Origin of the sequence: Bordetella genomosp. 1 (genome assembly GCF_002261335.1) — a bacterium.
Taxonomy (GTDB): Bacteria; Pseudomonadota; Gammaproteobacteria; order Burkholderiales; family Burkholderiaceae_B; genus Bordetella.
Genome location: NZ_NEVL01000001.1, coordinates 81,737 through 108,660 on the forward strand (window position 1 = coordinate 81,737; position 26,924 = coordinate 108,660).

Below are 26,924 nucleotides of genomic sequence, written 5' to 3' on the forward strand. Positions count from 1 at the left end.
AAGATGTTCACCATGAATGATCGTCTGCACAGCCAAGCCATCGCCGCCCTCGTCCCCGCCGAGGCCCCCGCCGCCACGCATCCGCTCAACGGCGCCCGCATCCTGCTCGACACGCTGATCGAGCTCGGCGTGGACACCGTGTTCGGCTATCCGGGCGGCGCGGTGCTGCCGCTCTACGACGCGCTCTACGCCGAGCCGCGGCTGCGGCACGTGCTGGTGCGCCACGAGCAGGCCGCCGTGCACGCCGCCGAAGGCTATGCGCGCACCACGGGCCGTCCGGGTGTCGTGTTCGTTACCTCGGGCCCCGGCATGGCCAATACCACCTCGGGCCTGCTCGACGCGATGTGCGATTCGATCCCGGTGCTGTGCGTGAGCGGCCAGGTCGCCACCACCGCCATCGGCACCGACGCGTTCCAGGAGTGCGACGCGATCGGCATCTCGCGCTCGGTCACCAAGTGGAATACGCAGATCCGCGGCGTCGACGACGTGGCCACCGTGGTGGGCCGCGCCTTCGCCCTCACCCGCCAGGGCCGGCCCGGTCCGGTGCTGGTCGATTTCCCCAAGGATGTGCAGCTCGCCGTGCCGGCCGATGCCGCGCAGGACGAGGCCGGCGCGCTGGCGCGCGGGCAGATCGCGGCCCTGCGCGCGCGCCGCCAGAGCGGCAAGAGTGCGGCACGCGTGCCCGCCGGCGCGGTGCGCCGCGCGGCCGCGATGATCGCCGAGGCGCGCCGTCCGGTGTTCTACGGCGGCGGCGGCCTGATCAATTCCGGCCCGGCGGCCTGCGCCGCCTTCACCGAGCTGGTGCGCGCCACCGGCGCGCCCTGCACGCTCACCCTGATGGGCCTGGGCGCGTTCCCCGCCTCCGATCCGCAGTTCGTCGGCATGCTGGGCATGCACGGCACGCTCGAGGCCAACATGGCCATGCACAACGCCGACCTGGTGGTCTGCATCGGCGCGCGCTTCGACGACCGCATCACGGGCAAGCTTTCCGAGTTCTGCCCCCACGCGCGCAAGATCCATCTCGACATCGATCCCGCCTCGATCAACAAGGTGGTGCGCGTGGACGCCGCGCTGGTGGGCGACTGCCTGCAGCTGGTGCAGGCGCTGCAGGGCGAGCTGCGCGACGTGCCGATGCCGGCCGCGCGCCTGGCCGACTGGTGGCGCCGCATCGACACCTGGCGCGCGCAGGATTGCCTGGGCTACGCGCCGGCCGCCGACGCGATCCTGCCGCAGCACCTGATGGCCCGCCTGAATGCGGCGCTGGCCGACCGCGACGCGGTCGTGTCCACCGACGTGGGCCAGCACCAGATGTGGGCCGCGCAATACCTGCGCTTCGACCAGCCGGGCCGCTGGCTCACCTCCGGCGGCGCCGGCACCATGGGCTACGGCGTGCCGGCCGCGATCGGCGCGCAGGTGGCGCATCCCGACCGCACCGTGGTGTGCGTGAGCGGCGACGCCTCGGTGCTGATGAACATCCAGGAGCTGTCCACCGCCATGCAGCACGAGGCGCCGGTCAAGGTCGTGTTGTGCAACAACGGCTACATGGGCATGGTGCGGCAGTGGCAGGAGCTGATCCACGGCGGGCGCTACAGCCACAGCTACAACGCCTCCCTGCCCGACTTCGTCGCGCTGGCGCGCGCGTTCGGCTGGGGCGCGGCGCGGGTCGAGCATCCCGACCAGCTCGACGCGGCGCTGGCCGAGTGCCTGGCGCACGACGACCCCTACTTCCTCGACGTCACGGTCACCGCACAGGAAAACTGCTTCCCGATGATGCCGGCCGGCGTCGGCCATCACCGCATGATGCTGTCGGCCGACAACTGGTACGAAGACGACACGGCCTGAGGCCGCACCGCCCGCCCGCGCGCCTCAGGGCCAGGGCGTGCCGTTCCGGGCCAGCAGGTCGCGCGCGCGGCTGTTGGCGTAACCCGCCACCCCGGCCGTCTGGTCCAGGTCGCACTCCGGCACGGCGCGCGCGGCGTCCAGCACCTGCCGTTGCACCTGCGCCTGGGGCGGGCTGAGCGGCCCGTCCAGCGCCACCTGCCACGCCGCCACGTCGGCCACCGCCTTGCCGCACAGCGCCGGCGTGCGCACCATCTGCGCCACTTCCGGAAGCAGCAATGCCACCTTGCCCTGTTCGCCCGCCACCACCATGTTGACGAGCGGCAGCGCGGCCGGCCATTGCATGCCGTGGTTCTCGCGTATCTCGTAGCCGGCGCGTTCGGCAGGATCGGCGCCGGCGGCGAGCCAGGCCGCGTACAGTTCATCGGGCAGCCAGGGCAGGGCCAGCGGCGGCAGGTTGCCGCGCGCCGAGGCGTCGGTGCTGCGCGGGTCGCGCAGCGCCACGCCGGCCGTCACCATGGCCTCGGCGGTGGCGCGCCACTGCGCCAGCACCGGCTGCCACGCGGCCGGATCGCTGGCCGCGCGGCCCCGGGCCGTGTTCCAGTTGGCGAGCACCCGCTGCAGCGGCCGCGCCGTGAGCGGGGCATGCGGGGCCTTCGCGTGCGCACGCAGCGTGGAAATCAGGTCGGGCGAGGCGTACATCGCGGCGGACTCGAGCGCGGCCTCCAGGCCGTTGCGCGGAACCTGCTTGTCCGGCGCGCCGAGGCCGCCCACCGACACATCGGCGCCGTGCTGCAACAGGAAGTCCAGATTGGCCGGCGGCCGCGGCGTCTTGCCGGGCGCCAGTTCGCCGGGATGGCTGCGCAGCGTCTCGAGCAGCGGCGTGATCCAGACGGGGCGGTCGCCGTAGTAGGCGGAGATGTAGGCGCTGTCCACGTTCGCGCCGCGCGCCACCAGCGCCTCGGCCAGCCAGCGCGTGTCGGCTGAGGTCAGCGCCGCCTGCAGCACGCTCTCGCCGCGCTTGTTGCGCGCGTTCGCGTCGGCGCCCTGCTCCAGCAGGAATTCGAGCGTGGCGCGGTTCTTGTTGTTGTAGCGCGCGCGTTGCATCAGCAGCGTGTTCTGGTCGCTGTCGCGCGCCTCGACGTCGGCGCCCGCGCCGATCAGCAGACGCGCGACCGCGTAGTGCTCCGGCGTCAGCGCAGGCGCGTTGCTCGGCGGCAGCGCGCGCGCGAGCAAGGGGCTGCCGCGCACCGCGTCGAGCCTGGCGCCGGCGCGCAGCAGCGCCTCCACGGTGGCCGGCCGCGCGCGCATCACCGCGTGGGCGAGCGGCGTCAGGCCCTTCGCGTCGAGGTCGTCGGGCGCGATGCCTTGCGCGATGGCGCGGCCGAGCGCCGAGGCATCGCCGGAGGCGGCCGCGTCGTGAAGGGTCCGGTGCGGCACGCAGCTCGCCGCATCCAGGCTGGCCACGCCGAGCGTGGCGACGAGGCGCTGCGCGATGTTCGACGGAATCGTCTCGCCCTGCGCGAGCATGCGGCCGCAGTAGCTGCGATAGTCTTCCTGGGCCATCACCAGGTTGTAGTGGCGCGCCTCGGGCGTGGTGGCGGCCTGCTGCAGCTGGACGTAGGCGTCGCCGCGGTTGAGCAGCGCGGGGCGGCGCTCCGGCGCGCGCCACAGGACCTCGTCGAGCACCGCCACGGCCGAAGCCGGTCGGCGCGCCTCGGCCAGCCAGAAGCCGTAGTCGTTCAGGCGCGTGAGGGTGGCCGGATCGGCGAGCCCGGGATCGATGGCGCGGATGTCGACCTGCGCGAGCAGCCGCGTCATGGCGTCCAGGCCGGCGATGAAGCGTGCCCGGTCCTTGCGGTCGGTTTGCGCCACCGCGGCATGCAGGCGTGCCAGCTCGGCCGGCGCGTCGATGGCCGGCTCGGGCACGAAGCGGATCTTGTGCGGATCGCGCGTGACGGGTTCGAGCCGCGGCGGCAGGCGCGGCCGGCTGGCCGCGAGCGCCTGCGCACGGGCCTCGTCGTTCCATTGCACGGGCACATACAGGGTGAGCCCCGCCACGTCGGCCTGCACGCGCATCACGCTGCCGTCGGCGCGCACCAGGAAGGCCTGCACCGTGTCCGAACCGGCGCCGCGCGGGCGGTATTCCACCCAGTAGCTCTGGTCGGCGGGGAACGGGCCGAGCAGGCCGATCTCCTGCGCGGTGTCGGGCTGGCCGCCGAGTTGCTCCAGCGGCATGACCAATGGTTGCGAGCGCAACACTTGCCTGGCCTGCCCGGCCGCGCCCTCGAAGCGATAGACGTAGAGCAGATTGGCGTAGCGCCCCACCACGGTCGCGCCGTCCCGGCCCGGCGTGCCGCCGACGCGGGCCTCGCGCGGGTCGATCGGGTAGCCGCTGAGCCGCGCCGCCGTGATCGCCTCGCCGATGTCGAAGGCGTGCGCGAGGGAGGGCACGGCTGCCGGCGCGGCCAGCAGCGCGGCGCACAACAGGCGCGGCAACAGGCCACGGCGCGGGCTGCGGGGGCGTGCGGAGAAGGCGGCGGGGTTCGTCATGGGGCGCATTATGTACCGGCCCGCACGAAAAAAGGCGGCGCCCGTTGCGGGGCGCCGCCTGCACGTGTGACGGGAGAGTTCAGTCGTGCTTGATCGCGATGGTCTTGAGCACGGTGAAGCCGTACAGCGCCTCGAAGCCCTTCTCGCGGCCGTGGCCGCTGGCCTTCACGCCGCCGAAGGGCAGCTCGACGCCGCCGCCCGCGCCATAGTTGTTGATGAACACCTGGCCGCTGCGCACCTTGCGCGCCACGCGCAACTGGCGTGCGCCGTCGCGCGTCCAGACGCTGGCGGCGAGGCCGTACTCGGTGGCGTTGGCGATGCGGATCGCGTCGGCCTCGTCATCGAACGGAATCGCGACCAGCACCGGGCCGAAGATTTCTTCCTGCGCCAGGCGGTGCTCGACGGGCACGTTGCCCAACAGCGTGGGCGCCTGGAAGAAGCCGCCCTTGGGGGCGTCGGCCACGACCTGGCCCTGGGCGACCTTCTGGATGCCCTCGGCCTCGGCGTCGCGCAGGAAGCGCTGCACGCGCTCGAGCTGGGTCTGGCGGATCAACGGACCGCAATCGAGGTCGGCCGACCCCGCGCCGGTGCGCAGCGCCGAGAAGGCCTGCGCGAGACGATCCATCAGCTTGTCGTAGATGCTGCGTTCGATCACCAGGCGGCTGCCGGCCGAGCAGGTCTGACCGGCGTTCTGCACGATGGCGTTGACCGCCACCGGCACCAGCGCGTCGAGGTCGGCGTCGGCGAAGATGATCTGCGGCGACTTGCCGCCCAGCTCGAGCGTGACGGGCACGTGGCGCTCGGCCGCGGTCTGGGTGACCAGCACGCCCACGCGCGGCGAGCCGGTGAACGAGATGTGGTCGACGCCGGGATGGCGCGTGAGCGCGTCGCCGGCCTCGTGGCCGTAGCCGGTGACGATGTTGAGCGCGCCGGCCGGGAAGCCGACCTCGGCGGCCAGCTCGGCCACGCGCAGGATCGACAGGCAGGCGTCTTCGGCGGGCTTGACCACGCAGGCGTTGCCGGCGGCAAGCGCGCCGCCGATGCTGCGGCCGAAGATCTGCAGGGGATAGTTCCACGGCACGATGTGGCCGGTGACGCCATGCGGCTCGCGCACGGTGAGCACGGTGTAGCCGGCCTGGTAGGGGATGGTCTCGCCCATCAGCTTGTCGGCGGCGCCGCCGTAGAACTCGAAGTAGCGCGCCACGGCGGTGACGTCGGCGCGGGCCTGCTTGATCGGCTTGCCGCAGTCGCGCGACTCGATCTGCGTGAGCTCGTCGTGATGGTCGAGGATCTTGACCGCCAGCTTGAGCATCAGCCGGCCGCGCTCGGCGGCGGACAGCTTGCCCCAGGCGCCCTCGTAGGCGCGGCGGGCGGCCTGCACGGCCAGGTCGATGTCGGCCGCGTTGCCGCGGGCGAGCTGATCGAAGGTCTCGCCGGTGGACGGATCGATGACGTCGATGGATTCACCGGAGGAACCGGCCACCGGCCGGTTGTCGATAAAGTGCTGCTTCATGCTGGACCACCTCTGTGAGAATAATTGGTTAAAGCGACAGCGATACGAAAGCAAGGCCCGGCGGCGGGGAGATCATCTGGCGGATCCCTTGTCTCCTTCCCGCATCCAGGCCGCGACACGGCACGGCTCACATCTGGATCGACAGACCTCCGTCGACCGTGAGCACGTGGCCGTTGACATACGAGGCCGCCGGCGAGGCCAGGAACACGGCGGCGCCGGCGATCTCTTCGGGCTGGCCCCAGCGGCCCGTGGGATTGCGCGCCGCCACGCGCGGGCCGACCTCGGGATCGGCCACCATGGCGGCATTGGTTTCGGTGGCGAAGGTGCCGGGCGCGATGGCGTTGCTGGTGATGCCGTGCGCGCCATGCTCCATCGCGAGGGCGCGCATGATGCCGGTCAGGCCCTGCTTGGCCGCCGGATACACGGCGTCGCCGTGACGCGCCAGCGCGCCCACCACCGAGGTGATGGCGATCAGGCGGCCGTAGCCGTGGACACGCATGCGGGTGGCGGCCTGGCGCGCCAGCAGGATGCCGGCCACCAGGTCGGTCTCGATCAGCGCGCGCACTTCGGCGGGCGAGATCTGGGCCAGTGTCTTGCGATTGCGCGCGCCCACGTTGTTGACCAGGATGTCGAGCCGGCCGTGGGTGCGGTCGAGCGTGGCGAAGGCCTGCTCCACCGCGGCATCGTCGGCCACGTCGAACGCCAGCGCGCTGGCGGCCAGGCCGCGCGCCCGCAGTTCGGTGGCGGCGGCTTCCGCGGCGTCGGCATTGCGGCCATTGATCAGCACGTGCGCGCCGCAGCCGGCCATCGCGCTGGCGATGGACCAACCCAGGCCGCGCGCCGAGCCGGTGACCAGGGCGACGCGCCCTGCCAGCGAAAACTGTTGCAGGTAGGGGACGGCGGCGGTGTCGAGGGCCATGGCGGTCAGGGGTTCGAGGCGCCGCGCATCCGGGGCGGGGATCGTTGCGCGCGCAGGTGTTGGGCGGGATCGGGGCGGCCGCGGCTCGCGTTACTGGCGGAACTCCGGCGCCCAGTGCAACAGTCTACGCTCTAACCAGGTCACGAGGTACACCAGCACGATGCCCACGATCGACAGCAGGGTGACGGCGGCGAACATGTCGGTGGCGTTGAGCGTGGCGAGCGCCGTGATCATCAGGTAGCCCATGCCCGTGGTCGAGCCCACGAACTCGGCCAGCACCACGCCGATCAGCGCGAAGCTGATGGCGTTGGGCAGCGCGGCGAAGGTCCATGCGGCCGCGGTGGGGATGCGCACGCGCCACAGGATCTGGCGCGGCGAGCCGCCCAGCGTGCGGCAGAAGTCGACCAGCTCGCGCTCCACGCTGCGCCCGCCCTTGTAGGTGTTGAAGAACACCAGGAAGAACACCACGAACCACGAGGTGACCACCTTGGAGGCCAGGCCCAGGCCGAAGAACATCGTGATCAGCGGCACGAACGCGATGCGCGGCATCGAGTTGAAGGCCACGATGAACGGGTTGAAGACGTCGGCCAGGAACTGGCTGCGCGAGAGCGCCAGGCCCACCGCGAAGCCGCTGCCCACCCCCACCACCAGGCCGATCAGCGTGGCCTGCAGCGTGAGCCACAGGTGCGGCCAGACCGAGCGCGGGCCCGGCTGCAGCCATTCCCACAGCCGCACCGCCACGCGCGAGGGCTGGCTGATGAAGAAGGGATCGAACAGCGTGTTCTGCACGAACCACGGGATGCGCGTCAGGCCTTCCCAGGCGCCCAGCAGGCATCCCAGGATCAGCAGCTGCCACAGCGTGATGCGCAGCCGCCGGCGCGTGGCCTGCTGGCGGTCGGCATGCAGTTGCGCCTGCAACTGATCGGAGACGGTATCGGAAAGTCGGGCGTCGGACATGTCAGGCGGCGGCGCGGAATTGCTGGCCCAGCACGGCCCAGAGGCTTTGCACGTGGGCGGTGAATTGCGGCGTCTCGCGCAGCGTGAAGACGTCGCGCGGATGCGGGATGGCGATGCGTTCGTCGAGCAGCACCCGGCTCGGGGTGCCCGACAGCACGACCACGCGGTCCGACAGCGTAATGGCCTCGTCGAGATCGTGCGTCACCATCACCACGGTCTGGCCCAGCTTGCGCCAGATGTCGGAGAGCTCGCGGTGCAGGTGGGTCTTGGTGTGGGTGTCGAGCGCGCCGAAGGGCTCGTCGAGCAGCAGGATGCGCGGCTCCACGGCCAGGCTCATCAGCAGCGCCACGCGGCGCCGCATGCCGCCCGAGAGCTGGTGCGGATAGGCGTCGGCGAAGCCCGACAGATGGCCGAGCTCGAGCAGCGCGCGCACGCGTTCGGCGATGCGCCCGGCGGCCACGCCCTGGAAGCGCAGGCCCAGCGCGACGTTCTTGGACACCGTGTACCAGGGCAGCAGCGTGTCTTTCTGGAAGATGTAGCCGAGCGCGGGCGGCACCTTGCCGGCCACCGGCCGGCCATCGACCTCGATGCGGCCGGAGCTGGCCGGCAGGAAGCCCGCGATCATGTTGAGCAGCGTGCTCTTGCCGCAGCCCGAGGGCCCCACGATGGACACGAACTCGCCCTGCCCGATGCGCAGGCTGACGTCGCCCACGGCATGCGTGACGCCCTGCCGGCTGTGATAGACCTTGCCGACGTGTTCCAGCGTGATCATGGCGCGCTCCGCTTCAGCCGCCGCGCGCGCGGCGCACGAAACGCATGTCGACGCAGGTGTCGTAGGGCGCCTTCTTCAGCTCCTCGTTCGAGAACTGGCGGTCGTCGCCCATGATGGCGGTCATGCGGCCGTAGGCTTCGGGCGTGATGATGTTGTCTTTGAGGAAGACGCTCTGCTGGTAGGTGCCGATGGTCTTCTGCACCGCTTCGCGCGCGAAGGCCGAGAGGTAGTCGTCGTAGATCAGGTCGGTGACGGCGGCGGCGCTGTTGGCGTTGATCCAGTCCTGCGCCTTGACCAGGCCGGACACGAACGCCTGCACCACCTCGGGCCGCTTCTCGATGGTGTCGCGCAGCGCCAGCGCGGCGATGCCCGGCACGTCGCCGCCCATGAAGCTCTGCCAGGTGGCATCGGCGGTGGCGTCGAAGATCGGCACGCCCCAGCCCTCGGCCTGGGCCTGCTCCATCATCGACATGGTGGCCATGCTGGCCGACACCGAGCCCGTCTTGAGCGCGCCCAGCATGGTGGCCAGGTCGCCCAGCGGCCGGATGTCCACGCGATCGGCCACGCCGGCCTTTTCGGTGAGGTACTTGGCCATCAGCCAGGTGCTGGACTGCGGCTGGGTCGCGCCCATGCGCTTGCCCGCCAGGTCCTTGATCTCGCGCACCTTGCCGCTCTCGAAATCCTCGCGCCGCACGATCACGTTGGCGTAGGTGAGCTTGCGGTCGAAGCCGAACACCAGCGCGGCGGGCTTGCCCGCCAGCGTGAGCGCGGGCGCGGCGGTGGCCGCGGTGGCGCCGAACACGATCTGGCCGGCGGCCAGCAGCTGGTTGGTGCGCGGCCCGCTCTGCGAGTTCAGGTATTCGACGTCGAGGCCGCCGGCGCTGAAATAGCCCTGCTTGAGCGCGACGTAGCCGGCGGCAAAGAACGGGTCGATGCTGCCCTGGCCGTAGGCCACGCGGCCCAGCCGGGGCTGCGCACGCAGCGCGGGAGCCAGCATCAGGCCGGCGGCGCCGGCGCCGAAGGCCAGCAGGCGGCGGCGCTGGGCGCCTTGCGGGGGCAAGCGATGGGTCATGTCGTCCTCGAGCGAATCTCGTTGTGCATAAGCTGTTTGACGGCAACGATACCGCAGTTGCGGCGTCGGCCAAAAGCAATCGGCGCGCCGGACCCCGACGGGATCCGGCGCGCCGATCAGGCGAGCGTGGCGCTCAGCCGGCCTTCTTGGCCGCCGCTTTCTTGGCGGCGGTCTTGGTGGCCGTCTTGGCCGCGGTCTTCTTCACCGCGGTTTTCTTGGCGGCCGTCTTGGTCGCCGTTTTCGTCGCCGTCTTGGTGGCCGTCTTCGCGGCCGTCTTGCCCGCTGCCTTCTTCGCCGCCGTCTTGCCCGCGCGCGCCGGCTTGTCGCCGCGCGGCTCGAACTCGAAGCCGATCTTGCCGTCGGGCTGGCGCACCAGGAAGGCCTTGAACTTGCGATTGGTGCGGCTGGACACGAAGCCGTCGAGCAGGTCGGTGCGGCCGTCGTTGAGCAGCTTGCCCATCTGTTCGCGCGAGATCTCCTGCTGCAGGATCACCTTGCCCGACCGGAAGTCGCACGACTTTTCAGGGCCGACCGACTTCTCGCAGACGTAGCTCATGCCATGCTCGAACACGCGCGACTGGCACTTGGGGCAGCTGCCCACCGGCGTGTGGCCGCTGAAGTCGACGGGCTCGTTGTCTTCGTCGTCGTTCTGGCCGAAGTCGAACTCGAGCTTGTCTTCGGCGCTGATGCGCAGGATGGCGGCAAACGGCCGGCCCATCTTGCTGATGAAGCCCTGCAGCGGACCGATCTCGCGCTTGGCCAGCAGCTCCTCGACCTCGGGCAGCTCGAAGGTGCGGCCGCCCGGGTGCTTGCCGATCGAGAAGTCGCACTGGGTGCAGGCGAAGCGGCGGTAGTTTTCCTTCACCACGCCGCCGCACTTCGGGCACGGCGTCTTGAGCGTGGCGTAGTCGCCCGGCACCGTGTCGCGCTCGTATTCCTTGGCGCGCTTGACGATCACCTGGGTCATCTGCGCGATCTCGCGCATGAAGGCCTCGCGGTCGAGCGCGCCCTGCTCGATCTGCTTGAGCTTGTGCTCCCACTCGCCGGTGAGTTCGGGCGAGGTCAGTTCGGTCACGTCCAGGCCGGACAGCAGCGTCATGAGCTGGCGCGCCTTGGCCGTGGGGACCAGGTCGCGGCCTTCGCGGCGCAGGTAGCTTTCGTTGAGCAGGCCTTCGATGATGGCCGCGCGCGTGGCCGGCGTGCCCAGGCCGCGCTCGGACATGGCTTCGCGCAGCTCTTCGTCGTCGACCAGCTTGCCGGCGCCTTCCATGGCCGACAGCAGCGTGCCTTCGTTGTAGCGCGCCGGCGGCTTGGTGGACAGGCCGACGGCTTCGACGTCTTCGGTGCGCACGCGCTCGTTGTCGGCCACCGGCACCAGGTTGGCGTCCTCGCCCTGGGCTTCCTTGCCGTAGATCGCGAGCCAGCCCGGCGAGACCAGCACCTTGCCGTCGGTCTTGAAGCGGTGGCCCTGGACCTCGGTGATGCGGGTGGTGACGCGGAACTCGGCCGGCGGGAAGAACACGGCCAGGAAGCGCTTGAGCACCAGGTCGTAGAGCTTGCCTTCGGCTTCGCTCAGGTCGTGCGGCACCTGCAGCGTGGGGATGATGGCAAAGTGATCCGACACCTTCTTGTTGTCGAAGATGCGGCGGTTGGGCTTGACCCACTGCTGCTGGACCACGGTGTCGGCATGGCGCGCCAGCGCGCCGACGGCATTGGAGCCGCCCTTGGCCAGCACCTGCATCGTTTCGCGCACCTGGTTGACGTAGTCTTCGGGCAGGTAGCGCGAGTCGGTACGCGGATAGGTGAGCGCCTTGTGGCGTTCGTACAGCGTCTGGGCCAGCGCCAGCGTGGTCTTGGCCGAGAAGCCGAAGCGGCCGTTGGCCTCACGCTGCAGCGAGGTCAGGTCGAACAGCGCCGGCGACATCTGGGTCGAGGGCTTGGATTCTTCGGTGACGGTGCCTTGCTGGCCGCGGCAGGCGGCCACCACGCTCTGGGCGGCGGCTTGCGACCACAGGCGCGAGTCGCGCTTTTCCGGGTCGCGTTCGTCTTTCTTGAACTCGGGGTCGATCCAGCGGCCCTGGTAGAGGCCGGCGGCCGCCACGAAGGTGCCGTGCACTTCCCAGTAATCGCGCGGCACGAAGGCGCGGATGCGCGCCTCGCGCTCGGCCACGATCGCCAGCGTCGGGGTCTGAACCCGGCCGACCGGCGTCTTGAAGAAGCCGCCGTCCTTGCTGTTGAAGGCGGTCATGGCACGGGTGCCGTTGATGCCCACCAGCCAGTCGGCTTCGGCACGCGAGCGTGCGGCGGCCTCCAGCGGCTTGAGCTGGACGTCGTCGCGCAGGTTGTCGAAGGCCTCGCGGATCGCGGCCTGGGTCATGGACTGCAGCCAGAGACGCTGGATCGGCTTGTTCACGCCGGCGTACTGGATGATGTAGCGGAAGATCAGCTCACCCTCTCGGCCCGCGTCACAGGCGTTGATGATGGCGTCGACGTCCTTGCGCTTGGCCAGCCTGACGAGCAGCTTGAGCCGCTCAGCCGATTTCTTGTCGGTCGGGCCCAGTTCGAAAGCAGGCGGGATCACGGGCAGGTGGGCGAAGCTCCACTTGCCCTTGACCGGGTCGTTCGGCGCCACCAGGCCGAGCAGATGCCCGACGCTGGAGGAGAGAACGTAACGTTCGCTTTCAAAATAGTCCCCCTCGCGCGCGAAGCCTCCCAAGGCGCGTGATATATCGAGGGCTACCGAGGGCTTCTCGGCAATAATCAGCGTTTTAGTCATGTGTATCCAGTGGCGGCAGTCCCGCCTCAATTAGCGCGGATGATAAGAGGGGAGAAACGGCAGATGCAAGTCGGCACCAATCGTCAAGCGGGTTCGGAACTGCATGCCTGGCGCGGATTTCTTGCGCGAACCACCCTCTGGCTGGGGGTTTTGCTGCTCGGCAGCGCCGTGGTTTGCGGGGTTGCGGCCAATTGGGAGGCCCTCTCCATCACGACCCGTTTCGTGCTGGTCCAGGGGCTTCTGACCGTTTCGGTACTGGCCGCGCTGTGGGCGCGCTTCCGCCTTCGAACTGTCCCCGATAACCGCCGGCGGGTTGCCGGCGCGATCCTTTCCCTCGCCGGGCTGTTTCTCGGCGCGCTGCTCGCGCTGATCGGTCAAACGTACCAGACCGGCGCCGATACCTGGGAACTGTTCGCCCTGTGGGCGGCCCTGCTGCTGCCCTGGGCGCTGGCGGCCGCCAGCCAGGTGCTGTGGCTGTTGTGGGTGCTGGTGCTCAACCTGGCGGTCGCGCTGTGGCTGGGCGAGCAGGTGTTCAGCTGGTGGAGCACCTATGGCGGCGCCGTCTTCCCGAGCCTGGTGATGGCGGCGCTCAACCTGGTGCTGCTGGCGGCCTGGGAGCTGGCGGCGCGCAGCAACCGCATCAGCACCAAGGTCGGCCCGCGCGTGCTGGTGGTGCTGGTGGTGGTGCCGCTGGTGCTCACGCTGTTTTTCGGCGATCTGTATTTCGGCCGCGGCGACGACAGCCATGCCATGCGCATGGTGGGCATGGCGTGGCTGGCCGTGACGCTGGGCCTGGGTTTCTATTACCAACGCGCCCGTCTCGACCTGGTGGTGCTCGCGCTGCTCGCCGCGGGCGTGATCGCGGTGTCGCTGCGCTGGGTCGGCGAGTGGCTCATCGAGCTCGATCCCGGCGTCTGGACCGCCCTGCCGCTGGCCGGCCTGCTGATGGCCGAGGCCGTCCTGGCGGCGCGCTGGCTGCGCACGCTGGCGCAACGCGCCCAGGGCTCGGTGCGGGGCGGCGTGGCCGCGCCGGTCGCCGTCGATGCGCCCACGGTGGCGGCCGATGCCGAGCCGGCCAGCGCGTCGGCGGGCGTGTCGGTCGAGCCGGCCGAGGCGGCGGCCCCGGTCATCGCCCTGGCCGACACCCCCGACGACACCCATGCCGGTTCGCCCTGGTACATCCAGGTGCTGCTCGGCCTGTCGGCCTGGCTCGCCACCCTGCTGTTGCTGGTCTTCCTGGGCTTCTCCGGCATCGTCCAGACACCCGGCAGCGCGCTGGTGTTCGGGCTGGTGCTGTGCGCCGCCGGGGTGGCGGTGCTGCGCACCGATGCGGGCGCGTTCTGGCGCCAGTGCGCCGTCGCGGCCGCCTTCGCCGGCCAGTTGCTGATCATTTTCGGCCTCACCGAAAGCAGCTCGTTCACCAACGCCTGCCTGATGCTGCTGGTGCTGGGCGCGGTGATCTATGCCGCCGCGCCCGACCATCTGCTGCGCTTCCTGAGCAGCCTCACCATGACGCTGGCCGGCACCGGCCTGCTGTGGGTCGGCCTGGCGCCGTCCGAACGCAGCGGCGACATGCTCGACCTGATGTTCGCCTTCGCCATGATGCGCGACACCTTCCTCTGGCTGCCGGTGTCGGTGGTCGGCGCCTGGTGGGCCGCGGCGGCGTTCTGCGCCGACGGCCACATCAAGCGCCGCGCGCACCTGTTCGACCCGATGGGCTGGGCGGTCGCGATCTCGGTGCAGGCGGTGGTGTGGCAGGCGGGCGGCATCGCGTTGCGCCAGCTGCCGGTGCTGTTCCAGGTGCATCCCAAGACGGCGGTGCTCAGCGTGCTGGGCGTGTTGCTGCCGGTGGCGGCCGCGCTGTGGGTGCTGTGGCCGCGCCGCCGGGTGCTGACGCCGGCGCTGGTGGCGGGCGTGCCGCTCGGCCTGCTGGTGCTGTCGCTGTTCTGGATGCCCAGCCCGGGCATTGCGTTCGCGCTCACGTGGCTGTTGCTGGGCTTCGGTCTGCACAAGCCGCGGCTGCTGGTGTTCGGCGTGCTGAGCATGCTGAGCTACCTGATGTTCTATTACTACAACCTCGAGATCGCGCTGCTCGACAAGGCCTTCTGGCTGGCCGGCGCGGCGGCCCTGCTGTTCGTGCTGCGGCTGCTGGTGTGGCTGGTGCCGCGCTGGATGAAGACGGTGCCGGTGGCGCCGTTCGACGCGGGGCCCGTGCCGGCCAGCCTGCGCTGGCGCAGCGCGCTGGTCGTGTTCGGCCTGCTGCTGGTGCTGGGCGTGAGCAACTTCGGCATCTGGCAGCGCGAGCGTCTGCTGGCCGACGGCCAGGTCGCCATCCTGCCGCTGGCGCCGGTCGACCCGCGTTCGCTGATGCAGGGCGACTACATGGCGCTGCGTTTCGCGGCGGGCGACGAGGTGCGGCGCCTGCGCGGCGACGAGCTGCTGGCCGAGCCCGCGCGCGGCGAGGGCCTGCAGCGCACCGATGGCTACGTGGTGCTCAAGGCCGACGAGCGCGGCGTGGCGCAGGTGCTGCGGGTGCAGGACGGCAACGACCATGCCCAGGACGAGATCGTGCTGCGCTACCGTGTGCGTCCGTCCGGCGTGCGCATCATCACCAATGCCTATTTCTTTCCCGAAGGCCAGGCGCAGCGCTACGAGCAGGCGCGCTTCGGCGAGGTGCGCTACGACGGCAAGGGCACCGCGCTGCTGGTGCGCATGCTGGGCGAAGACCTGAAGCCGCTCTGACGCGGCCCGGGCTCACGCAAACCGGGCGCGCCAGCGCGTGCGCGCCTGGTCCAGGAAGTCCGCCACGCTGGCGGCGGGCAGCGCCTCGAAGCCCAGGCGTTGCCAGGCGCGGCCCAGCGTGGCGAGCGGATCGGCGAGGTCCAGCGCCGCCGCGTTGTTCTGCTTCGACAGCTTGAGGCCGGAGGCCGGGTCGGTCACCAGCGGCACGTGCATCATGCGCGGTGCGGGCACCTCGAGCAGCCGGCACAGCACCCGCTGGCGCGCGGTGGACGACAGCAGGTCGGCGCCGCGCACCACGTCGGTCACGCCCTGGGCCGCGTCGTCCACCACCACGGCGAGCTGGTAGGCCCACAGGCCATCGGCGCGGCGCAGCACGAAATCGCCCACTGCGTGCGCCACGTCCTGCGATTGCGGGCCGAGCCAGCGGTCGTCGAACCGCTCCACCCCCTCGGGCACCCGCAGCCGCCACGCGCGGGCCTCGCGGCCGGGCGCCAGGCCGTGGCGGCAGGTGCCGGCATATGGGCGCTCGCCCTCGGCCACGTCGGGGCCGCGCAGGGCCGAATCGGCGATCTCGCGGCGGGTGCAGCCGCAGCCGTAGACCAGGCCGCGTGCGCGCAGGCCGTCGAAGGCGGTCTGATAGGCGTCGAAGCGCTGCGACTGCCACCAGACCTCGCCGTCCCAGTGCAGGCCCAGCGCGTGCAGCTGATCCATGATGATCCGGTCCGCGCCCGCCACGGTGCGCGGCGTGTCCACGTCTTCGATGCGCAGCAGCCAGCGGCCGCCGCGGGCGCGTGCGTCGAGCCAGCTGGCCAGCGCGGCCACCAGCGAGCCCTCGTGCAGCGGCCCGCTCGGGCTGGGCGCGAAGCGGCCGACATAGGTGGCGGAACGGTCAGGAGCAGCGGACACGGCAGGCGGCGGGGGCGAACAAAAGAGGCAGTATAGGCAGCGGCGCGGGCGGCCCGCACGAAGCCGGCGCCGCGCATGCGGTGTTCAGTGGGATCCGAAGGGCGTGGCGCTCACGAGGCGCGATCCTTGCCGGACCGCGCGCGCAGAGGGCCGGCGCTGGGAGAAACGCGCCCGAAGCCCAGCGCCGCGGCGCGCGCCGCGGTCGGCAGGGGCGACACGACGTGTCGCGGCCCTCAGTGCAGCAGGCGACCGCCGCCTTCGTCTTCGAGCAGTTCTTCGAGCACCAGGTTATCGATCTCGGCTTCCTGGCTCCACAAGACCATCAACGCGGTGATCTTGATCTTGGACAGGGAGACCGGGGCGTCCGGCGCGGCGAGCGCACGGTCGATCACGATCTCGCGCAGCGGTGCGGGCAGCACCCCGGCGGTTTCGAGGAAAGTGATGAAGCCGATCGATTCGGAACCGAGCTGCTGGTATTCGGCATCGGTGTAGATGCGGGTACCAGAGACGGGAGCCTGGGCAAGTTCGACGCAACGCTCGGTCGTTTCGGCCAGCCCGTAGAGCCAGCCCAGCGCGTCGTCGATGTCTTCGTGCTCGAAGCCGGCCGCGGCGAGACGCTTTGCCAGCACATCGGCCGCAGGACAGGCTTGCGGCGTGTAGTAATTCTCGAACAGATAAACCAGGATATCGAACATATGGCGCTTTTTGAGCCCGTTTGCACAGTCGGCCCGCAAATCGGCAGACCAGCAAACGTGATTTTACTGTACGCCGAAACCGGACCTCAGGCAACCGCGCCGCCCGGAGGGAAATCACCCGGTTGTTGCGTGCGCGGCACGGTGGCGCCGACCTTCAGATGGGGGCGTGCGGGCGATAAAAAAGGGCCACGGCCTCACGGCCATGGCCCCCTTTTCGCAGCGCGCCGCGCGGCTCAGGCCGGCGCCGCGCTCAGCCGCAGCTGGCGATACTGATTGATGAAGACCGGGATGCAGAGCGCCAGCCCGATCAGGCCGCTGGTCAGGCCCGGCAGGATGGTGAGCAGCGCGCCCGCCGTGAACACCCAGCGCTCCCACGACTTCATCAACACCAGGAAGTAGCGCGAGAAGGCGGCCGACAGCAGCACCAGGCCCACGATGCAGCCGAACAGCGTGACGAAGAAGTCGTAGAGCGTGAAGCCCTGCACCGAGATCAGTAGCGAGGGCGAGAACACGAACACGAACGGCACGATCAGCTTGGTGATGCCCAGCCGGAACGCGGTGTTGCCCGTCTTGAACGGATCGCTGCCCGCCATGCCCGCCGCCGCATAGGCGGCCAGCGCCACCGGCGGCGTGATGTCGGCCAGGATGCCGAAATAGAACACGAAGAAGTGCGCCGCGATCGGCTGCACGCCGAGCTGCACCAGGATCGGTGCGGCGACCGTCACCATGATCAGGTAGTTGGCGGTGGTGGGCACGCCGCAGCCCATCAGCACGCACACGATGCCGGTCATGACCAGCGCCGCGATCAGCGTGAGCGACTGGGCATTGGCCACCGTCTCGGGGATGATCGTGCCCAGGCCGGCCGAGATGGCCTGCGCGGCGCTGATCACAATGAACGAGATCTTGAAGCCCACGCCCGTGAGCGTGACCACGCCGATCACCAGCCCCACCGTGCCCGCCGCGGCGCCCACCGCCAGCGCGTACTTCGCGCCGGTCTCGAACGACTCGTACAGGTCGCGCCAGCGCAGGCGCTGGAACGGGTTGAGCAGGCCGACCAGGATGCACCCGGTGATGCCGGCAAACGCGGCCAGGTACGGCGTGCGGCCGCTGGCCAGCACGCCGATCAGCAGCACCAGCGGGATCAGCGTGGGCCAGCGCTTCTTGAACGACTCCTTCAGCCTGGGCATCTCGGCCTCGGTGAGGCCGCGCAGGCCCTCGCGCTTGGCCTCGAAGTGCACCTGCACGAACATGCCGAAGAAATACAGGAAGGCCGGGAAGATGCCGGCGATCGCGATCTGCTGGTACGGGATGCCGAGGAACTCGATCATCAGGAAAGCGGCCGCGCCCATGATGGGGGGCGTGATCTGCCCGCCCGTGCTCGAGGCGGCCTCGACGCCGGCGGCGAAGTGGCGCGGGTAGCCGATGCGGATCATGGCCGGGATCGTGAGCGAGCCCACCGTCACGGCGTTGGCCACCGACGAGCCCGACAGCATGCCGAACATGGCCGAGCCGAACACCGAGACCTTGGCCGGGCCGCCGGCGTAGCGGCCGGCGATCGTGGAGGCCACGTCGAGGAACAGCTGGCCCAGGCCGATGCGGGTGGCCAGCACGCCGAACAGCACGAAGTGGAACACGTAGGTCGCCACCACGCCCACCGCCACGCCATAGACGCCCTGGCTGGTGAGGTACATGTGGTTGACGATCTGGGACCAGCTGTTGCCGGCGTGCTTGAGCAGGCCCGGGAACCACGGCCCGAAGGCCGCATAGGCCACGAACACCAGCGCGATGATGGGCAGCGGCCAGCCCATGGCGCGGCGGGTGGCTTCGAGCAGGCCCACGATCAGGATCGTGCCCATGGCCACGTCGATCGGCATCGGGTTGCCGACGCGGAAGGCCAGGTCATCGAAGATGTAGGGGATGTACAGCACGCTGAGCGCCAGCGCGATGGCGATCACCCAGTCGTAGAGCGGCACGCCGCCCGGCGCATACCAGGTCGAGCGCGGCTCGCGCTCGTAGTGCGCCTTCGAGAAGCCGAACACCAGGAAGATGAGCGACAGCACGAACGCCAGGTGCACGCCGCGGTGGGTGGACTCGCGCAGCAGGCCGAAGCCGGCGGTGTAGTAGTGAAAGATGGACAGGGTCACCAGCAGGCCCGAGACGAGCCAGGTGGCCGACTGGTGCAAGGGGCGAAAGCGGATCTCGGCATCGTATTTCTCGGCGAGCCGCTGGGTTTTGTCGTGATCGATTTCCATGACGCGAATCTTCGGAGTTGGGCGGCAGGGCCGCCAGCGCTGCGCGCCGCGAGACCCGCCGGCAGCGGGCGGGTGCGAAGGCGCGGCATGCCGCGCGCAGCAAAGGCCTGGCGGGCCCGCGTGGGCGGGCCCTGCCCGGCTTACTTCAGCAGGCCGGCTTCCTTGTAGAACTTCTCGGCGCCCGGGTGGAACGGGATGCCGGCGCCCTTGACCGCGTTGTCCTTGGTGATGAGCTTGCCCTTGGCATGACCGTTGTCCAGCGTCTTGCGCGTGGCGTCGCTGTAGAGCGCCTTGGTGATGTCGTAGATCGTCTGTTCGGACTGCTTGGCCGAGGTCACCATCTGCGCGTTGACCGAGATGGTCTTGATCTCGCCCACGCCGTGGTAGGTGTTGGCCGGGATCACGTCGGGCGTGAAGAATTCCTGCTTGCCGCGCAGCGCGTCGATCTCGGCGCCGACCAGCGGCACCAGTTCGATGCCGGCGCCGCCCGAGGCGAGCTCGGCGATCGCGCCGGCGGGAGCGCCGCCCACGAAGAAGAAGGCGTCGAGGCCGCCGTCCTTGAGCTTGTCGCCGGCCTGGTTGGGCTTGAGGTATTCGGCCTTCACGTCCTTGTCGGTCATGCCGTAGGCGCCCAGGATCAGGCGCACGTCGACCAGCGTGCCGGAGCCCGGCTCATCCATCGAGACGCGCTTGCCCTTCAGGTCGGCCACCGACTTGATGCCGGCGCCCTTGCGCGTGACCAGGTGGATGCTCTCGGGGTAGAGGGTGGCGATCAGGCGCAGGTCCTGGGCCTTGGGCTTGCCGTCGAAGGTGCCGGTGCCGGTGTAGGCCCAGAACGCCACGTCGGATTGCGTGAAGCCGGCTTCGAGCGAGCCGCCCACGATGCCGTTGATGTTGGCCACCGAGCCGTTGGAGGCGACCGCCGTGGCGATCAGCTTGCCGGGTTGCGAGATCGCGTTGGCGATCATGCCGCCCACCGGGTAGTAGGTGCCGGCGGTGCCGCCGGTGCCGATACGGAAGAATTGCTGCGCATGGGCCGTGGTCGCGGTGCCCGCGATGGCAACGGCGAGGGTGAGGCTTTTGATCCAGGTCTTGACGTTCATCAGGCTTCTCCAGGGGAAAAAGGCTCTCCCGGTAGGAGGCCTTTCAGTGCGCAAAATTTTGTCACGATGGCCGCTCGTGCGAAGCTATGGTTTACGCGAGGGCCAACACCCCGCAAAGTTATGACTGCCCCTGCGCTGGTTATGGCGCAGGGCTTCCTTTTTCCTCTCCAGGAGTTGCCGTGCCCGCCCTGCCCGCGTCCGCCTCATCGCATCCCGACCTGACGTTGCCGCCGCCCGCCCGGCCGGGCGAGGTCTGGCAGACCATCGACACGCCCGCGCTGATGCTCGACCTGGAGGCGTTCGAACGCAACCTGTCGGCGATGCAGCGCTGGGCCGACGCGCACGGCGTGGCCCTGCGCCCGCACGCCAAGGCGCACAAGTGCCCCGAGGTGGCGCTGCGCCAGATCGCGCTGGGCGCGCGCGGCATCTGCTGCCAGAAGGTGAGCGAGGCCCTGCCCTTCGTGCAGGCCGGCATCCGCGACATCCACATCAGCAACGAAGTCGTGGGCCCGGCCAAGCTGGCGTTGCTGGGCCGGCTGGCGCGCGAGGCCGAGATCAGCGTCTGCGTCGACCATCCCGACAACCTCGCGGCGCTCGGCGCGGCGATGGATGCGGCGGGGGCCGAGCTCACGGTGCTGATCGAGGTCGACGTGGGCCAGGGCCGCTGCGGCGCCTCGGATCCGGACACGGTGCTGGCGCTGGCGCGCGCGATCGAGGCCCATCCGCGCCTGCGCTTCGGCGGGCTGCAGGCCTATCACGGCTCGGTGCAGCACGAGCGCACGCCCGCGGGCCGGGCGCGCATCTGCGCCTCGGCCGCCGCCACCGCGGCGGGCTACGCCGAGCTGCTGCGCGGCCATGGCATCGCCTGCGACCGCATCACGGGCGCCGGCACCGGCAGCGCCGAGTTCGATGCCGCCAGCGGCGTCTACACCGAGCTGCAGGCGGGTTCGTATGCCTTCATGGACGGCGACTACGGCGCCAACGAGTGGTCGGATGCGCTGCGCTTCGAGCACAGCCTGTTCCTGCTCGCCACGGTGATGAGCACGCCCGCCCCGGGCCGGGTGGTGCTCGACGCCGGCCTCAAATCCACCACCATCGAGTGCGGCCCGCCGAAAGTGTGGCAGCGCGCCGGCCTCACCTACATCGCCACCAACGACGAGCACGGCGTGGTGCGGGTCGAGCCCGACGCCGCGCCGCCCGCGCTGGGCGAGGTGGTGAAGCTGGTGGCCTCGCACGTGGACCCGACCTTCAATCTGCACGACGCGCTGGTGGCGGTGCGGGGCGGCCTGGTCGAAGCGGTCTGGCCCGTGGCCGCGCGTGGCCTGAGCCGCTGAAATGCGGCGCACGGCGCGGCGCCGCCGGCCGTGCGTCATTGGCCGCGCGCCACTAGGCGTGCGCCGCCAGGCGTTCCCCCACTAGCCGTGCGCCACTAGCCGTGCGCCACGCCCAGGAACTGTTGCAGTTCGGGCGTGGCGGGGGCGCCGAACACCCGTTCCGGCGGTCCTTGCTCGTGGATGCGGCCTTCGTGCATGAACACGACCCGGTCGCACACCTCGCGCGCGAAGCGCATTTCGTGCGTCACCATCAGCAGCGTCATGCCGTCGGCGGCGAGCTGGCGCACCACGCCCAGCACCTCGTTGACCAGCTCCGGATCGAGCGCCGAGGTGATCTCGTCGCACAGCAGCGCCAGCGGCTGCATCGCGAGCGCGCGGGCGATCGCGACCCGCTGCTGCTGGCCGCCCGACAGCTCGCTGGGCCAGGCGTCGAACTTGTGGCCCAGGCCGACGCGTTCGAGCATGGCGCGCGCCAGCGTCGCGGCGTCGGCTTCGCTGGTCTTGCGCGCCACGATGGGCGCCAGCATCACGTTGCGGCCCGCGCTCAGGTGCGGGAACAGATTGAACTGCTGGAACACCATGCCCACCTTGAGCCGCAGCGCGCGCAGGTGCAGGTCGTCGGGCACCAGCTTGGCCTCGGCCACCATGACGGCGCCGCTGTCGATGTCTTCCAGACCGTTGATACAGCGCAGCAGCGTGCTCTTGCCCGAGCCGCTCTTGCCGATGATGGCGATCACCTCGCCGGGCTCGACGCGCAGGGTCACGCCCTTGAGCACGGTGTTGGCGCCGTAGCTTTTGCGGACGTCTTCAAGAGCGATGAGAGGCATGCAACTTCCTTTCCAGCCGCAGGCTGAGACGTGACAGGGGCCAGCACAGCGCGAAGTAGATCAGCGCCGTGCAGGCATAGACGGTGAACGGACTGAAGGTGGCGTTGGTGATGATGGTGCTGGCCTTGGACAGCTCGGTGAAGCCGATGATGGAGGTGAGCGCCGTGCTCTTGACGATCTGCACCGCGAAGCCGACGGTGGGCGCCACCGCGATGCGGGCGGCCTGCGGCAGGATCACGTAGCGCATCTGTTGCAGCCGGCTCAGCGCCAGGCTGGCCGAGGCCTCCCACTGGCCGCGCGCGATGGACTCGACGCAGCCGCGCCAGATCTCCGCGAGATAGGCCGCCGACCACAGCACCAGCGCGGCGCCGGCCGCCACCCAGGCCGGCACCTCGATGCCCACGAGCGACAGGCCGAAGAACGCCAGGAACAGTTGCATCAGCAACGGTGTGCCCTGGAACAGCTCGATGTAGGCCCAGCTGGCGCGGCGCAGGGCGGGGGCGCGCGCGGTGCGGGCGTACAGCAGCGCGAGGCCCAGCAGTGCGCCGCCGGCGAAGGCCACCAGCGACATCACGACCGTCCAGCGCGCCGCGAGCAACAGGTTGCGCACGATGTCCCACAGGCTGAACTCGATCATGATCCCGGGCTCCGGAACAGGCGCGCGCCGATCAGCCGCAGCAGCTGGCGCAGCACGATGGCCAGCCCGAGGTAGATCGCGGTGGTCACGAAATACACCTCGAAGGCGCGGAAGTTGCGCGACTGGATGAAGTTGGCGGCGAAGCTGAGATCCTGCGCGGCGATCTGCGACACCACCGCCGAGCCCAGCATCACCACCACGATCTGCGAAGACAGCGCCGGCCAGACGCGCTTGAGCGCAGGCGCCAGCACGATGTGCCGGAACACCTGCGTGCGCGTGAGCGCAAGACTGGCGCCGGCCTCGAACTGGCCGCGCGGCGTGGCCGCCACGCCGGCGCGCACGATCTCGGCGCTGTAGGCGCCGAGGTTGAGCGTCATGGCGAGGCAGGCCGCGCTCATCTCGCCCATCTGCACGCCCACCGCCGGCAGGCCGAAGAAGATGAAGAACAGCTGGATCAGGAACGGCGTGTTGCGCATCAGCTCGATGTAGGCCACCACCGGCCCGCGCAGCCAGGCGGGTCCTTGCGTGCGCAACCAGGCGCATCCGACGCCCAGCGCCACGCCCGCCACGCCGCCCACGAGGATCAGCGTGCAGGTCACGCCCACCCCCTTGAGCAGCACGGGGGTGTAGCCGGCGATGGCGGTGAAGTCGAATTCGTAGGCCATGACGCCGGCCGGTATCAGAGCGCGGCCGGCAGCGGCGCGCCGAGCCAACGCTGCGAGATCGCGCCGAGCGAACCGTCCTGCTTGGCCTGGGTGACGATCTCGTTCACGCGCGCCAGCAAGGCCGGCTCATTCTTGGACAGGCCGATGTAGCAGGGCGAGTCCTTGATGAGGAACTTGGTCTCGGGCTTCTTCGGCGGGTTCTTCGCCAGGATGGCCGCGGCCACGACGTTGCCGGTCGCCACCAGCTGCACCTGGCCCGACAGGAAGGCGGTGATGGTGCCGTTGTTGTCTTCGTAGCGCTTGATGGTGGCGTCGGCCGGGGCGATCTTGGAGAGTTCGATGTCTTCGACGGCGCCGCGCGTCACGCCGACGGTCTTGCCGGCCAGGTCCGCGGCCGCCTTCACCTTCTGGTCGGCCGGGCCGAACACGCCATTGAAGAACGGCGCATAGGCCACGGTGAAGTCGATCGCCTTCTCGCGCTCGGGATTCTTGCCGAGGCTGGAGATCACCAGGTCCACCTTGCCGGTCTGGAGATAGGGCACGCGGTTGGCGCTGGTGACCGGCACCAGCTCGAGCTTCACGCCCAGCTTGCTGGCGATCAGGGCGGCGGTGTCGATGTCGTAGCCCAGCGGCTTCATGTCGGCGCCGACCGAGCCGAACGGCGGAAAGTCCTGCGGCACGGCCACTTTGAGCACGCCGCGCTTCTGGATATCGGCCAGCGCGTCGGCGTGGCTGGCGGCGGTCGGCAGCGCGAGCGCGCCGGCCAGGAGGGTCAACAACACATGTCTGCGGTTCATGGAGGTCTCCGGCGCCCTGGGCGCAATGTTGCACACCATATCGGTATACAAAACGGATCGAAGCAACATCCATGCCATCCCGGCCTCCCCCGGCAAGCGCCGCGGCGGGAGGCCGGTTCATGCGTTGTGGCGGTGCGGCGCGCCCCGTGCGGGGGCATGCCGCACCGTCATGGGGCGAGGATCAGTTGACCTCGGCGCCCGAACGTTTCACGGCGTCACCCCACTTGGTGACCTCGCTGGCCACGAACGCCGCGGTCTGGGCGGGCGTGGTGGGCATCGGCTCGGCGCCGCGGTCGCGCAGGAAGCGCGCCATGTCGGGATTGCGCAGCACGCGGTTGATGTGCTCGCTCCAGTAGCTGACGCGGTCGGCCGGCGTGTCGCGCGGCGCCATCACCGCCGCCCAGCCGATCGCCTCGAAACCGGGGTAGCCGGATTCGGCCACGGTGGGCACCTTGGGCAGCTGTTGCAGGCGCTGCGCGGTGGTGACCGCCAGCGGCACGGCCTTGCCGGTCTGGATGTGCGGCAGCGCGGCAGTGACCGAGTCCACCATCAGCGGCACCTGGTGGCCGAGGAAATCGGCCTGGGCCGGGCCGCTGCCCTTGTAGGGGATGTGGCGGATGTCGATGTTGGCGGCCGCGCGGAACATCTCGGCCGACAGGTGCTGCGTGCCGCCGATGCCGGCGCTGGCGTAGGCCAGGTCGCCCGGATGGGCGCGCGCCTGGGTCACCAGCTTGCCCAGGCTGTCGATGCCCGAGGCCGGCGTGGCCAGGAAGATCAGCGGCACGGAGAACACGCCCGAGACCGGCGCGAAGTCCTGGGTCAGGCTGTAGTTGATGTTCTTGTAGAGCGTCTGGTTGACGGCGGCGGCGCTGCCGGCGATCACCAGCGTGTAGCCGTCGGGCGTGGCGCGCGCGGCCTGTTCCATGCCGATATTGCTACCGGCGCCGGCGCGGTTTTCCACCACCACCGGCTGGCCCGTGTCGGCGCCCAGCTTCTCGGCCAGGGCGCGGGCGAAGATGTCGGTGGCCTGCCCCGGCGGGAACGGCACGATCAGGCGCAGCGGGCGCTCGGGGAAGTCGGCGTGCGCCGCGAAGGCGGCGGTGAGGGCGAGGCCGGCAAACAGGCCTGGAAGAAGACGTTTCATGATGCTTTCGAGGAAATTGGCAGGAAAAGGCGCGGCCTTGTGGGGGTGGAGGCCGCCTTCGCTGTCGGTTGCACGCCTTTTGAGCCGCTCGCCGGAACACGCTTGAGGGATACCGTCACGATAGCATTGCCCCAGGGGTGCTAAATTTCAGGTTTTCGCCCCTCCCGTTTTTTCCTTCCGCAGGAACCGCCATGGAATTCAGCCAGTTCAACGTCAACACGCTTATGGATATCACCTCCCGCCCGGACCTCGTGTTCGTGCGAGGTGAGGGTTCGTGGCTGGAGGACCAATCTGGCAAGCGATACCTGGACTTCGTGCAGGGCTGGGCCGTGAACGCGCTGGGCCACAGCGCGCCCGAGATGCAGCGCGCCATCATCGACCAGGCCGGCAAGCTGATGAACCCGTCGCCGGCGTTCTACAACGTGCCCTCGCTGGAGCTGGCCCAGCGCCTGACCGGCGCGTCGGTGTTCGACCGCGTGTTCTTCGCCAACAGCGGCGCCGAGGCTAACGAAGGCGCGATCAAGCTGGCGCGCAAGTGGGGCCGCGTGCATCGCAACGGCGCCTACAAGATCATCACGATGAACCACGGCTTCCACGGCCGCACGCTGGCCACGATGTCGGCCTCGGGCAAGCCGGGCTGGGACACGATGTTCGCGCCGCAGGTCGAGGGCTTCCCGAAGGCCGAGATCAATGACCTGGATTCGGTGCGCGCGCTGATCGACGCGCAGACCGTGGCCATCATGCTCGAGCCCGTGCAGGGCGAGGCCGGCGTGATCCCCGCCACGCGCGAATTCATGCAGGGCCTGCGCAAGCTGGCCGACGAGCACGGCATCCTGTTCATCGTCGACGAAGTGCAGACCGGCATGGGCCGCACCGGCACCATGTTCGCCTATCAGCAATCCGACGTCGTGCCCGACATCATGACGCTGGGTAAGGGCATCGGCGGCGGCGTGCCGCTGGCCGCGCTGCTGGCGCGCGAATCGGTGAGCGTGTTCTCGCATGGCGAACAGGGCGGCACCTACAACGGCAACCCGCTGTGCACCGCCGTCGGCGTCGCCGTGTTCGACGCGCTGGCCGCGCCGGGCTTCCTGGAGGGCGTGCAGGCGCGCGGCCGCCAGCTGTCGGAAGGCCTGCTGGCCCTGTCGGCCAAGTACGGCATGGGCGGCGAACGCGGCCTGGGCCTGCTGCGCGCGCTGGTGCTGGACCGCGACGACGGCCCCGCCATCGTCGAGGCGGCCCGCAAGCAGCCGCAAGGCCTGCTGCTGAACGCGCCGCGCGGCAACCTGCTGCGCTTCATGCCCGCGCTCAACGTGACCGAAGCCGAGATCAACACGATGCTCGAGCAGCTCGACGGCCTGATCGCCGCCGTGCGCAAGTAATTCCGCAATTGCGACACGCAACGGCCGCGCGAGCGGCCGTTG

20 protein-coding genes are annotated in these 26,924 nt (G+C 70.0%); 4 read left to right on the top strand and 16 right to left on the bottom strand.

Going from position 1 to position 26,924, the window contains the following annotated elements; genetic code table 11:
* Positions 1 to 3 precede the first annotated feature (3 nt).
* Entirely contained in the window at positions 4 to 1,842 is a 1,839-nt protein-coding gene (ilvB, locus tag CEG14_RS00370; RefSeq protein WP_094824376.1) for a biosynthetic-type acetolactate synthase large subunit, read from the top strand.
* 24 nt (positions 1,843 to 1,866) lie between these two features.
* Here the strand turns inward: ilvB and CEG14_RS00375 are convergent, their stop codons facing one another.
* From CEG14_RS00375 to CEG14_RS00405, 7 genes are all read right to left on the bottom strand, one after another.
* The gene (locus tag CEG14_RS00375) at positions 1,867 to 4,392 is read right to left on the bottom strand and encodes an ankyrin repeat domain-containing protein (RefSeq protein ID WP_094824377.1); all 2,526 of its coding nucleotides are present in this window, start codon (positions 4,390 to 4,392) and stop codon (positions 1,867 to 1,869) included.
* Between the two features lie 79 nt (positions 4,393 to 4,471).
* Positions 4,472 to 5,905 carry an aldehyde dehydrogenase family protein gene (locus tag CEG14_RS00380; protein WP_094824378.1) on the bottom strand — a complete coding sequence of 478 codons (1,434 nt, stop codon included), beginning with the start codon at positions 5,903 to 5,905 and terminating at the stop codon, positions 4,472 to 4,474.
* Between the two features lie 127 nt (positions 5,906 to 6,032).
* The gene (locus tag CEG14_RS00385; RefSeq protein ID WP_094824379.1) at positions 6,033 to 6,824 is read right to left on the bottom strand and encodes an SDR family oxidoreductase; all 792 of its coding nucleotides are present in this window, start codon (positions 6,822 to 6,824) and stop codon (positions 6,033 to 6,035) included.
* 90 nt (positions 6,825 to 6,914) lie between these two features.
* Positions 6,915 to 7,781, bottom strand: a complete 867-nt coding sequence (locus tag CEG14_RS00390) for an ABC transporter permease (RefSeq protein ID WP_094824380.1) — start codon at positions 7,779 to 7,781, stop codon at positions 6,915 to 6,917.
* Between the two features lies 1 nt (position 7,782).
* Positions 7,783 to 8,553, bottom strand: coding sequence for an ABC transporter ATP-binding protein (locus tag CEG14_RS00395; RefSeq protein ID WP_094824381.1), 771 nt, complete (start codon positions 8,551 to 8,553; stop codon positions 7,783 to 7,785).
* A 13-nt stretch (positions 8,554 to 8,566) separates the two neighbouring features.
* Positions 8,567 to 9,625 (bottom strand): ABC transporter substrate-binding protein, encoded by a 1,059-nt coding sequence (locus tag CEG14_RS00400; RefSeq protein ID WP_094824382.1) that lies wholly within the window; start codon positions 9,623 to 9,625, stop codon positions 8,567 to 8,569.
* A 133-nt stretch (positions 9,626 to 9,758) separates the two neighbouring features.
* On the bottom strand, positions 9,759 to 12,401 hold the full coding sequence (locus CEG14_RS00405) for a DNA topoisomerase III (RefSeq protein ID WP_094824383.1): 2,643 nt from the start codon (positions 12,399 to 12,401) through the stop codon (positions 9,759 to 9,761).
* A 63-nt stretch (positions 12,402 to 12,464) separates the two neighbouring features.
* Between CEG14_RS00405 and CEG14_RS00410 the strand changes: the two genes are divergently transcribed.
* Positions 12,465 to 15,143: a GDYXXLXY domain-containing protein gene (locus CEG14_RS00410; RefSeq protein ID WP_094824384.1), complete on the top strand. Its 2,679-nt coding sequence runs from the start codon at positions 12,465 to 12,467 to the stop codon at positions 15,141 to 15,143.
* Positions 15,144 to 15,155: 12 nt separating this feature from the next.
* On the opposite strand, the gene gluQRS is transcribed toward CEG14_RS00410, so the two are convergent.
* The 4 genes from gluQRS to CEG14_RS00430 all read right to left on the bottom strand — a co-directional run bounded on the left by gluQRS (position 15,156) and on the right by CEG14_RS00430 (position 20,099).
* Positions 15,156 to 16,049, bottom strand: coding sequence for a tRNA glutamyl-Q(34) synthetase GluQRS (gene gluQRS / locus CEG14_RS00415; protein ID WP_094824385.1), 894 nt, complete (start codon positions 16,047 to 16,049; stop codon positions 15,156 to 15,158).
* Between the two features lie 233 nt (positions 16,050 to 16,282).
* Positions 16,283 to 16,744: a DUF494 family protein gene (locus CEG14_RS00420; RefSeq protein ID WP_094824386.1), complete on the bottom strand. Its 462-nt coding sequence runs from the start codon at positions 16,742 to 16,744 to the stop codon at positions 16,283 to 16,285.
* 233 nt (positions 16,745 to 16,977) lie between these two features.
* A complete protein-coding gene (locus CEG14_RS00425) occupies positions 16,978 to 18,996 on the bottom strand; it encodes a TRAP transporter permease (protein WP_094824387.1) in 2,019 nt (672 codons plus the stop codon).
* Between the two features lie 140 nt (positions 18,997 to 19,136).
* Positions 19,137 to 20,099: a TAXI family TRAP transporter solute-binding subunit gene (locus CEG14_RS00430; RefSeq protein WP_094824388.1), complete on the bottom strand. Its 963-nt coding sequence runs from the start codon at positions 20,097 to 20,099 to the stop codon at positions 19,137 to 19,139.
* Positions 20,100 to 20,362: 263 nt separating this feature from the next.
* Between CEG14_RS00430 and CEG14_RS00435 the strand changes: the two genes are divergently transcribed.
* On the top strand, positions 20,363 to 21,433 hold the full coding sequence (locus CEG14_RS00435) for a DSD1 family PLP-dependent enzyme (protein ID WP_256985578.1): 1,071 nt from the start codon (positions 20,363 to 20,365) through the stop codon (positions 21,431 to 21,433).
* A 95-nt stretch (positions 21,434 to 21,528) separates the two neighbouring features.
* Here the strand turns inward: CEG14_RS00435 and CEG14_RS00440 are convergent, their stop codons facing one another.
* The 5 genes from CEG14_RS00440 to CEG14_RS00460 form a co-directional block, all read right to left on the bottom strand.
* On the bottom strand, positions 21,529 to 22,260 hold the full coding sequence (locus CEG14_RS00440) for an amino acid ABC transporter ATP-binding protein (protein WP_094824389.1): 732 nt from the start codon (positions 22,258 to 22,260) through the stop codon (positions 21,529 to 21,531).
* Positions 22,241 to 22,897, bottom strand: a complete 657-nt coding sequence (locus tag CEG14_RS00445) for an amino acid ABC transporter permease (RefSeq protein WP_094824390.1) — start codon at positions 22,895 to 22,897, stop codon at positions 22,241 to 22,243. The genes CEG14_RS00440 and CEG14_RS00445 overlap by 20 nt, the downstream gene beginning before the upstream one ends.
* Positions 22,894 to 23,562 carry an amino acid ABC transporter permease gene (locus CEG14_RS00450; RefSeq protein ID WP_094824391.1) on the bottom strand — a complete coding sequence of 223 codons (669 nt, stop codon included), beginning with the start codon at positions 23,560 to 23,562 and terminating at the stop codon, positions 22,894 to 22,896. The genes CEG14_RS00445 and CEG14_RS00450 overlap by 4 nt, the downstream gene beginning before the upstream one ends.
* Before the next feature lie 14 nt (positions 23,563 to 23,576).
* The gene (locus tag CEG14_RS00455; RefSeq protein WP_094824392.1) at positions 23,577 to 24,359 is read right to left on the bottom strand and encodes a transporter substrate-binding domain-containing protein; all 783 of its coding nucleotides are present in this window, start codon (positions 24,357 to 24,359) and stop codon (positions 23,577 to 23,579) included.
* Positions 24,360 to 24,540: 181 nt separating this feature from the next.
* Positions 24,541 to 25,503 (bottom strand): Bug family tripartite tricarboxylate transporter substrate binding protein, encoded by a 963-nt coding sequence (locus tag CEG14_RS00460; RefSeq protein ID WP_094824393.1) that lies wholly within the window; start codon positions 25,501 to 25,503, stop codon positions 24,541 to 24,543.
* A 191-nt stretch (positions 25,504 to 25,694) separates the two neighbouring features.
* Here CEG14_RS00460 and CEG14_RS00465 point away from each other — a divergent pair, with 191 nt between their 5' ends.
* A complete protein-coding gene (locus CEG14_RS00465; protein WP_094824394.1) occupies positions 25,695 to 26,882 on the top strand; it encodes an acetylornithine transaminase in 1,188 nt (395 codons plus the stop codon).
* Positions 26,883 to 26,924: the final 42 nt, after the last annotated feature.

Coding starts and splice junctions, on each gene's coding strand:
- ilvB (WP_094824376.1), top strand. CDS start 4: ATGTTCACCATGAATGATCGTCTGCACAGCCAAGCCATCGCCGCCCTC.
- CEG14_RS00425 (WP_094824387.1), bottom strand. CDS start 18,996: ATGGAAATCGATCACGACAAAACCCAGCGGCTCGCCGAGAAATACGAT.
- CEG14_RS00375 (WP_094824377.1), bottom strand. CDS start 4,392: ATGACGAACCCCGCCGCCTTCTCCGCACGCCCCCGCAGCCCGCGCCGT.
- CEG14_RS00395 (WP_094824381.1), bottom strand. CDS start 8,553: ATGATCACGCTGGAACACGTCGGCAAGGTCTATCACAGCCGGCAGGGC.
- CEG14_RS00450 (WP_094824391.1), bottom strand. CDS start 23,562: ATGGCCTACGAATTCGACTTCACCGCCATCGCCGGCTACACCCCCGTG.
- CEG14_RS00420 (WP_094824386.1), bottom strand. CDS start 16,744: ATGTTCGATATCCTGGTTTATCTGTTCGAGAATTACTACACGCCGCAA.
- CEG14_RS00380 (WP_094824378.1), bottom strand. CDS start 5,905: ATGAAGCAGCACTTTATCGACAACCGGCCGGTGGCCGGTTCCTCCGGT.
- CEG14_RS00400 (WP_094824382.1), bottom strand. CDS start 9,625: ATGACCCATCGCTTGCCCCCGCAAGGCGCCCAGCGCCGCCGCCTGCTG.
- CEG14_RS00430 (WP_094824388.1), bottom strand. CDS start 20,099: ATGAACGTCAAGACCTGGATCAAAAGCCTCACCCTCGCCGTTGCCATC.
- CEG14_RS00390 (WP_094824380.1), bottom strand. CDS start 7,781: ATGTCCGACGCCCGACTTTCCGATACCGTCTCCGATCAGTTGCAGGCG.
- CEG14_RS00405 (WP_094824383.1), bottom strand. CDS start 12,401: ATGACTAAAACGCTGATTATTGCCGAGAAGCCCTCGGTAGCCCTCGAT.
- CEG14_RS00465 (WP_094824394.1), top strand. CDS start 25,695: ATGGAATTCAGCCAGTTCAACGTCAACACGCTTATGGATATCACCTCC.
- CEG14_RS00440 (WP_094824389.1), bottom strand. CDS start 22,260: ATGCCTCTCATCGCTCTTGAAGACGTCCGCAAAAGCTACGGCGCCAAC.
- CEG14_RS00460 (WP_094824393.1), bottom strand. CDS start 25,503: ATGAAACGTCTTCTTCCAGGCCTGTTTGCCGGCCTCGCCCTCACCGCC.
- CEG14_RS00445 (WP_094824390.1), bottom strand. CDS start 22,897: ATGATCGAGTTCAGCCTGTGGGACATCGTGCGCAACCTGTTGCTCGCG.
- CEG14_RS00410 (WP_094824384.1), top strand. CDS start 12,465: ATGCAAGTCGGCACCAATCGTCAAGCGGGTTCGGAACTGCATGCCTGG.
- CEG14_RS00385 (WP_094824379.1), bottom strand. CDS start 6,824: ATGGCCCTCGACACCGCCGCCGTCCCCTACCTGCAACAGTTTTCGCTG.
- CEG14_RS00455 (WP_094824392.1), bottom strand. CDS start 24,359: ATGAACCGCAGACATGTGTTGTTGACCCTCCTGGCCGGCGCGCTCGCG.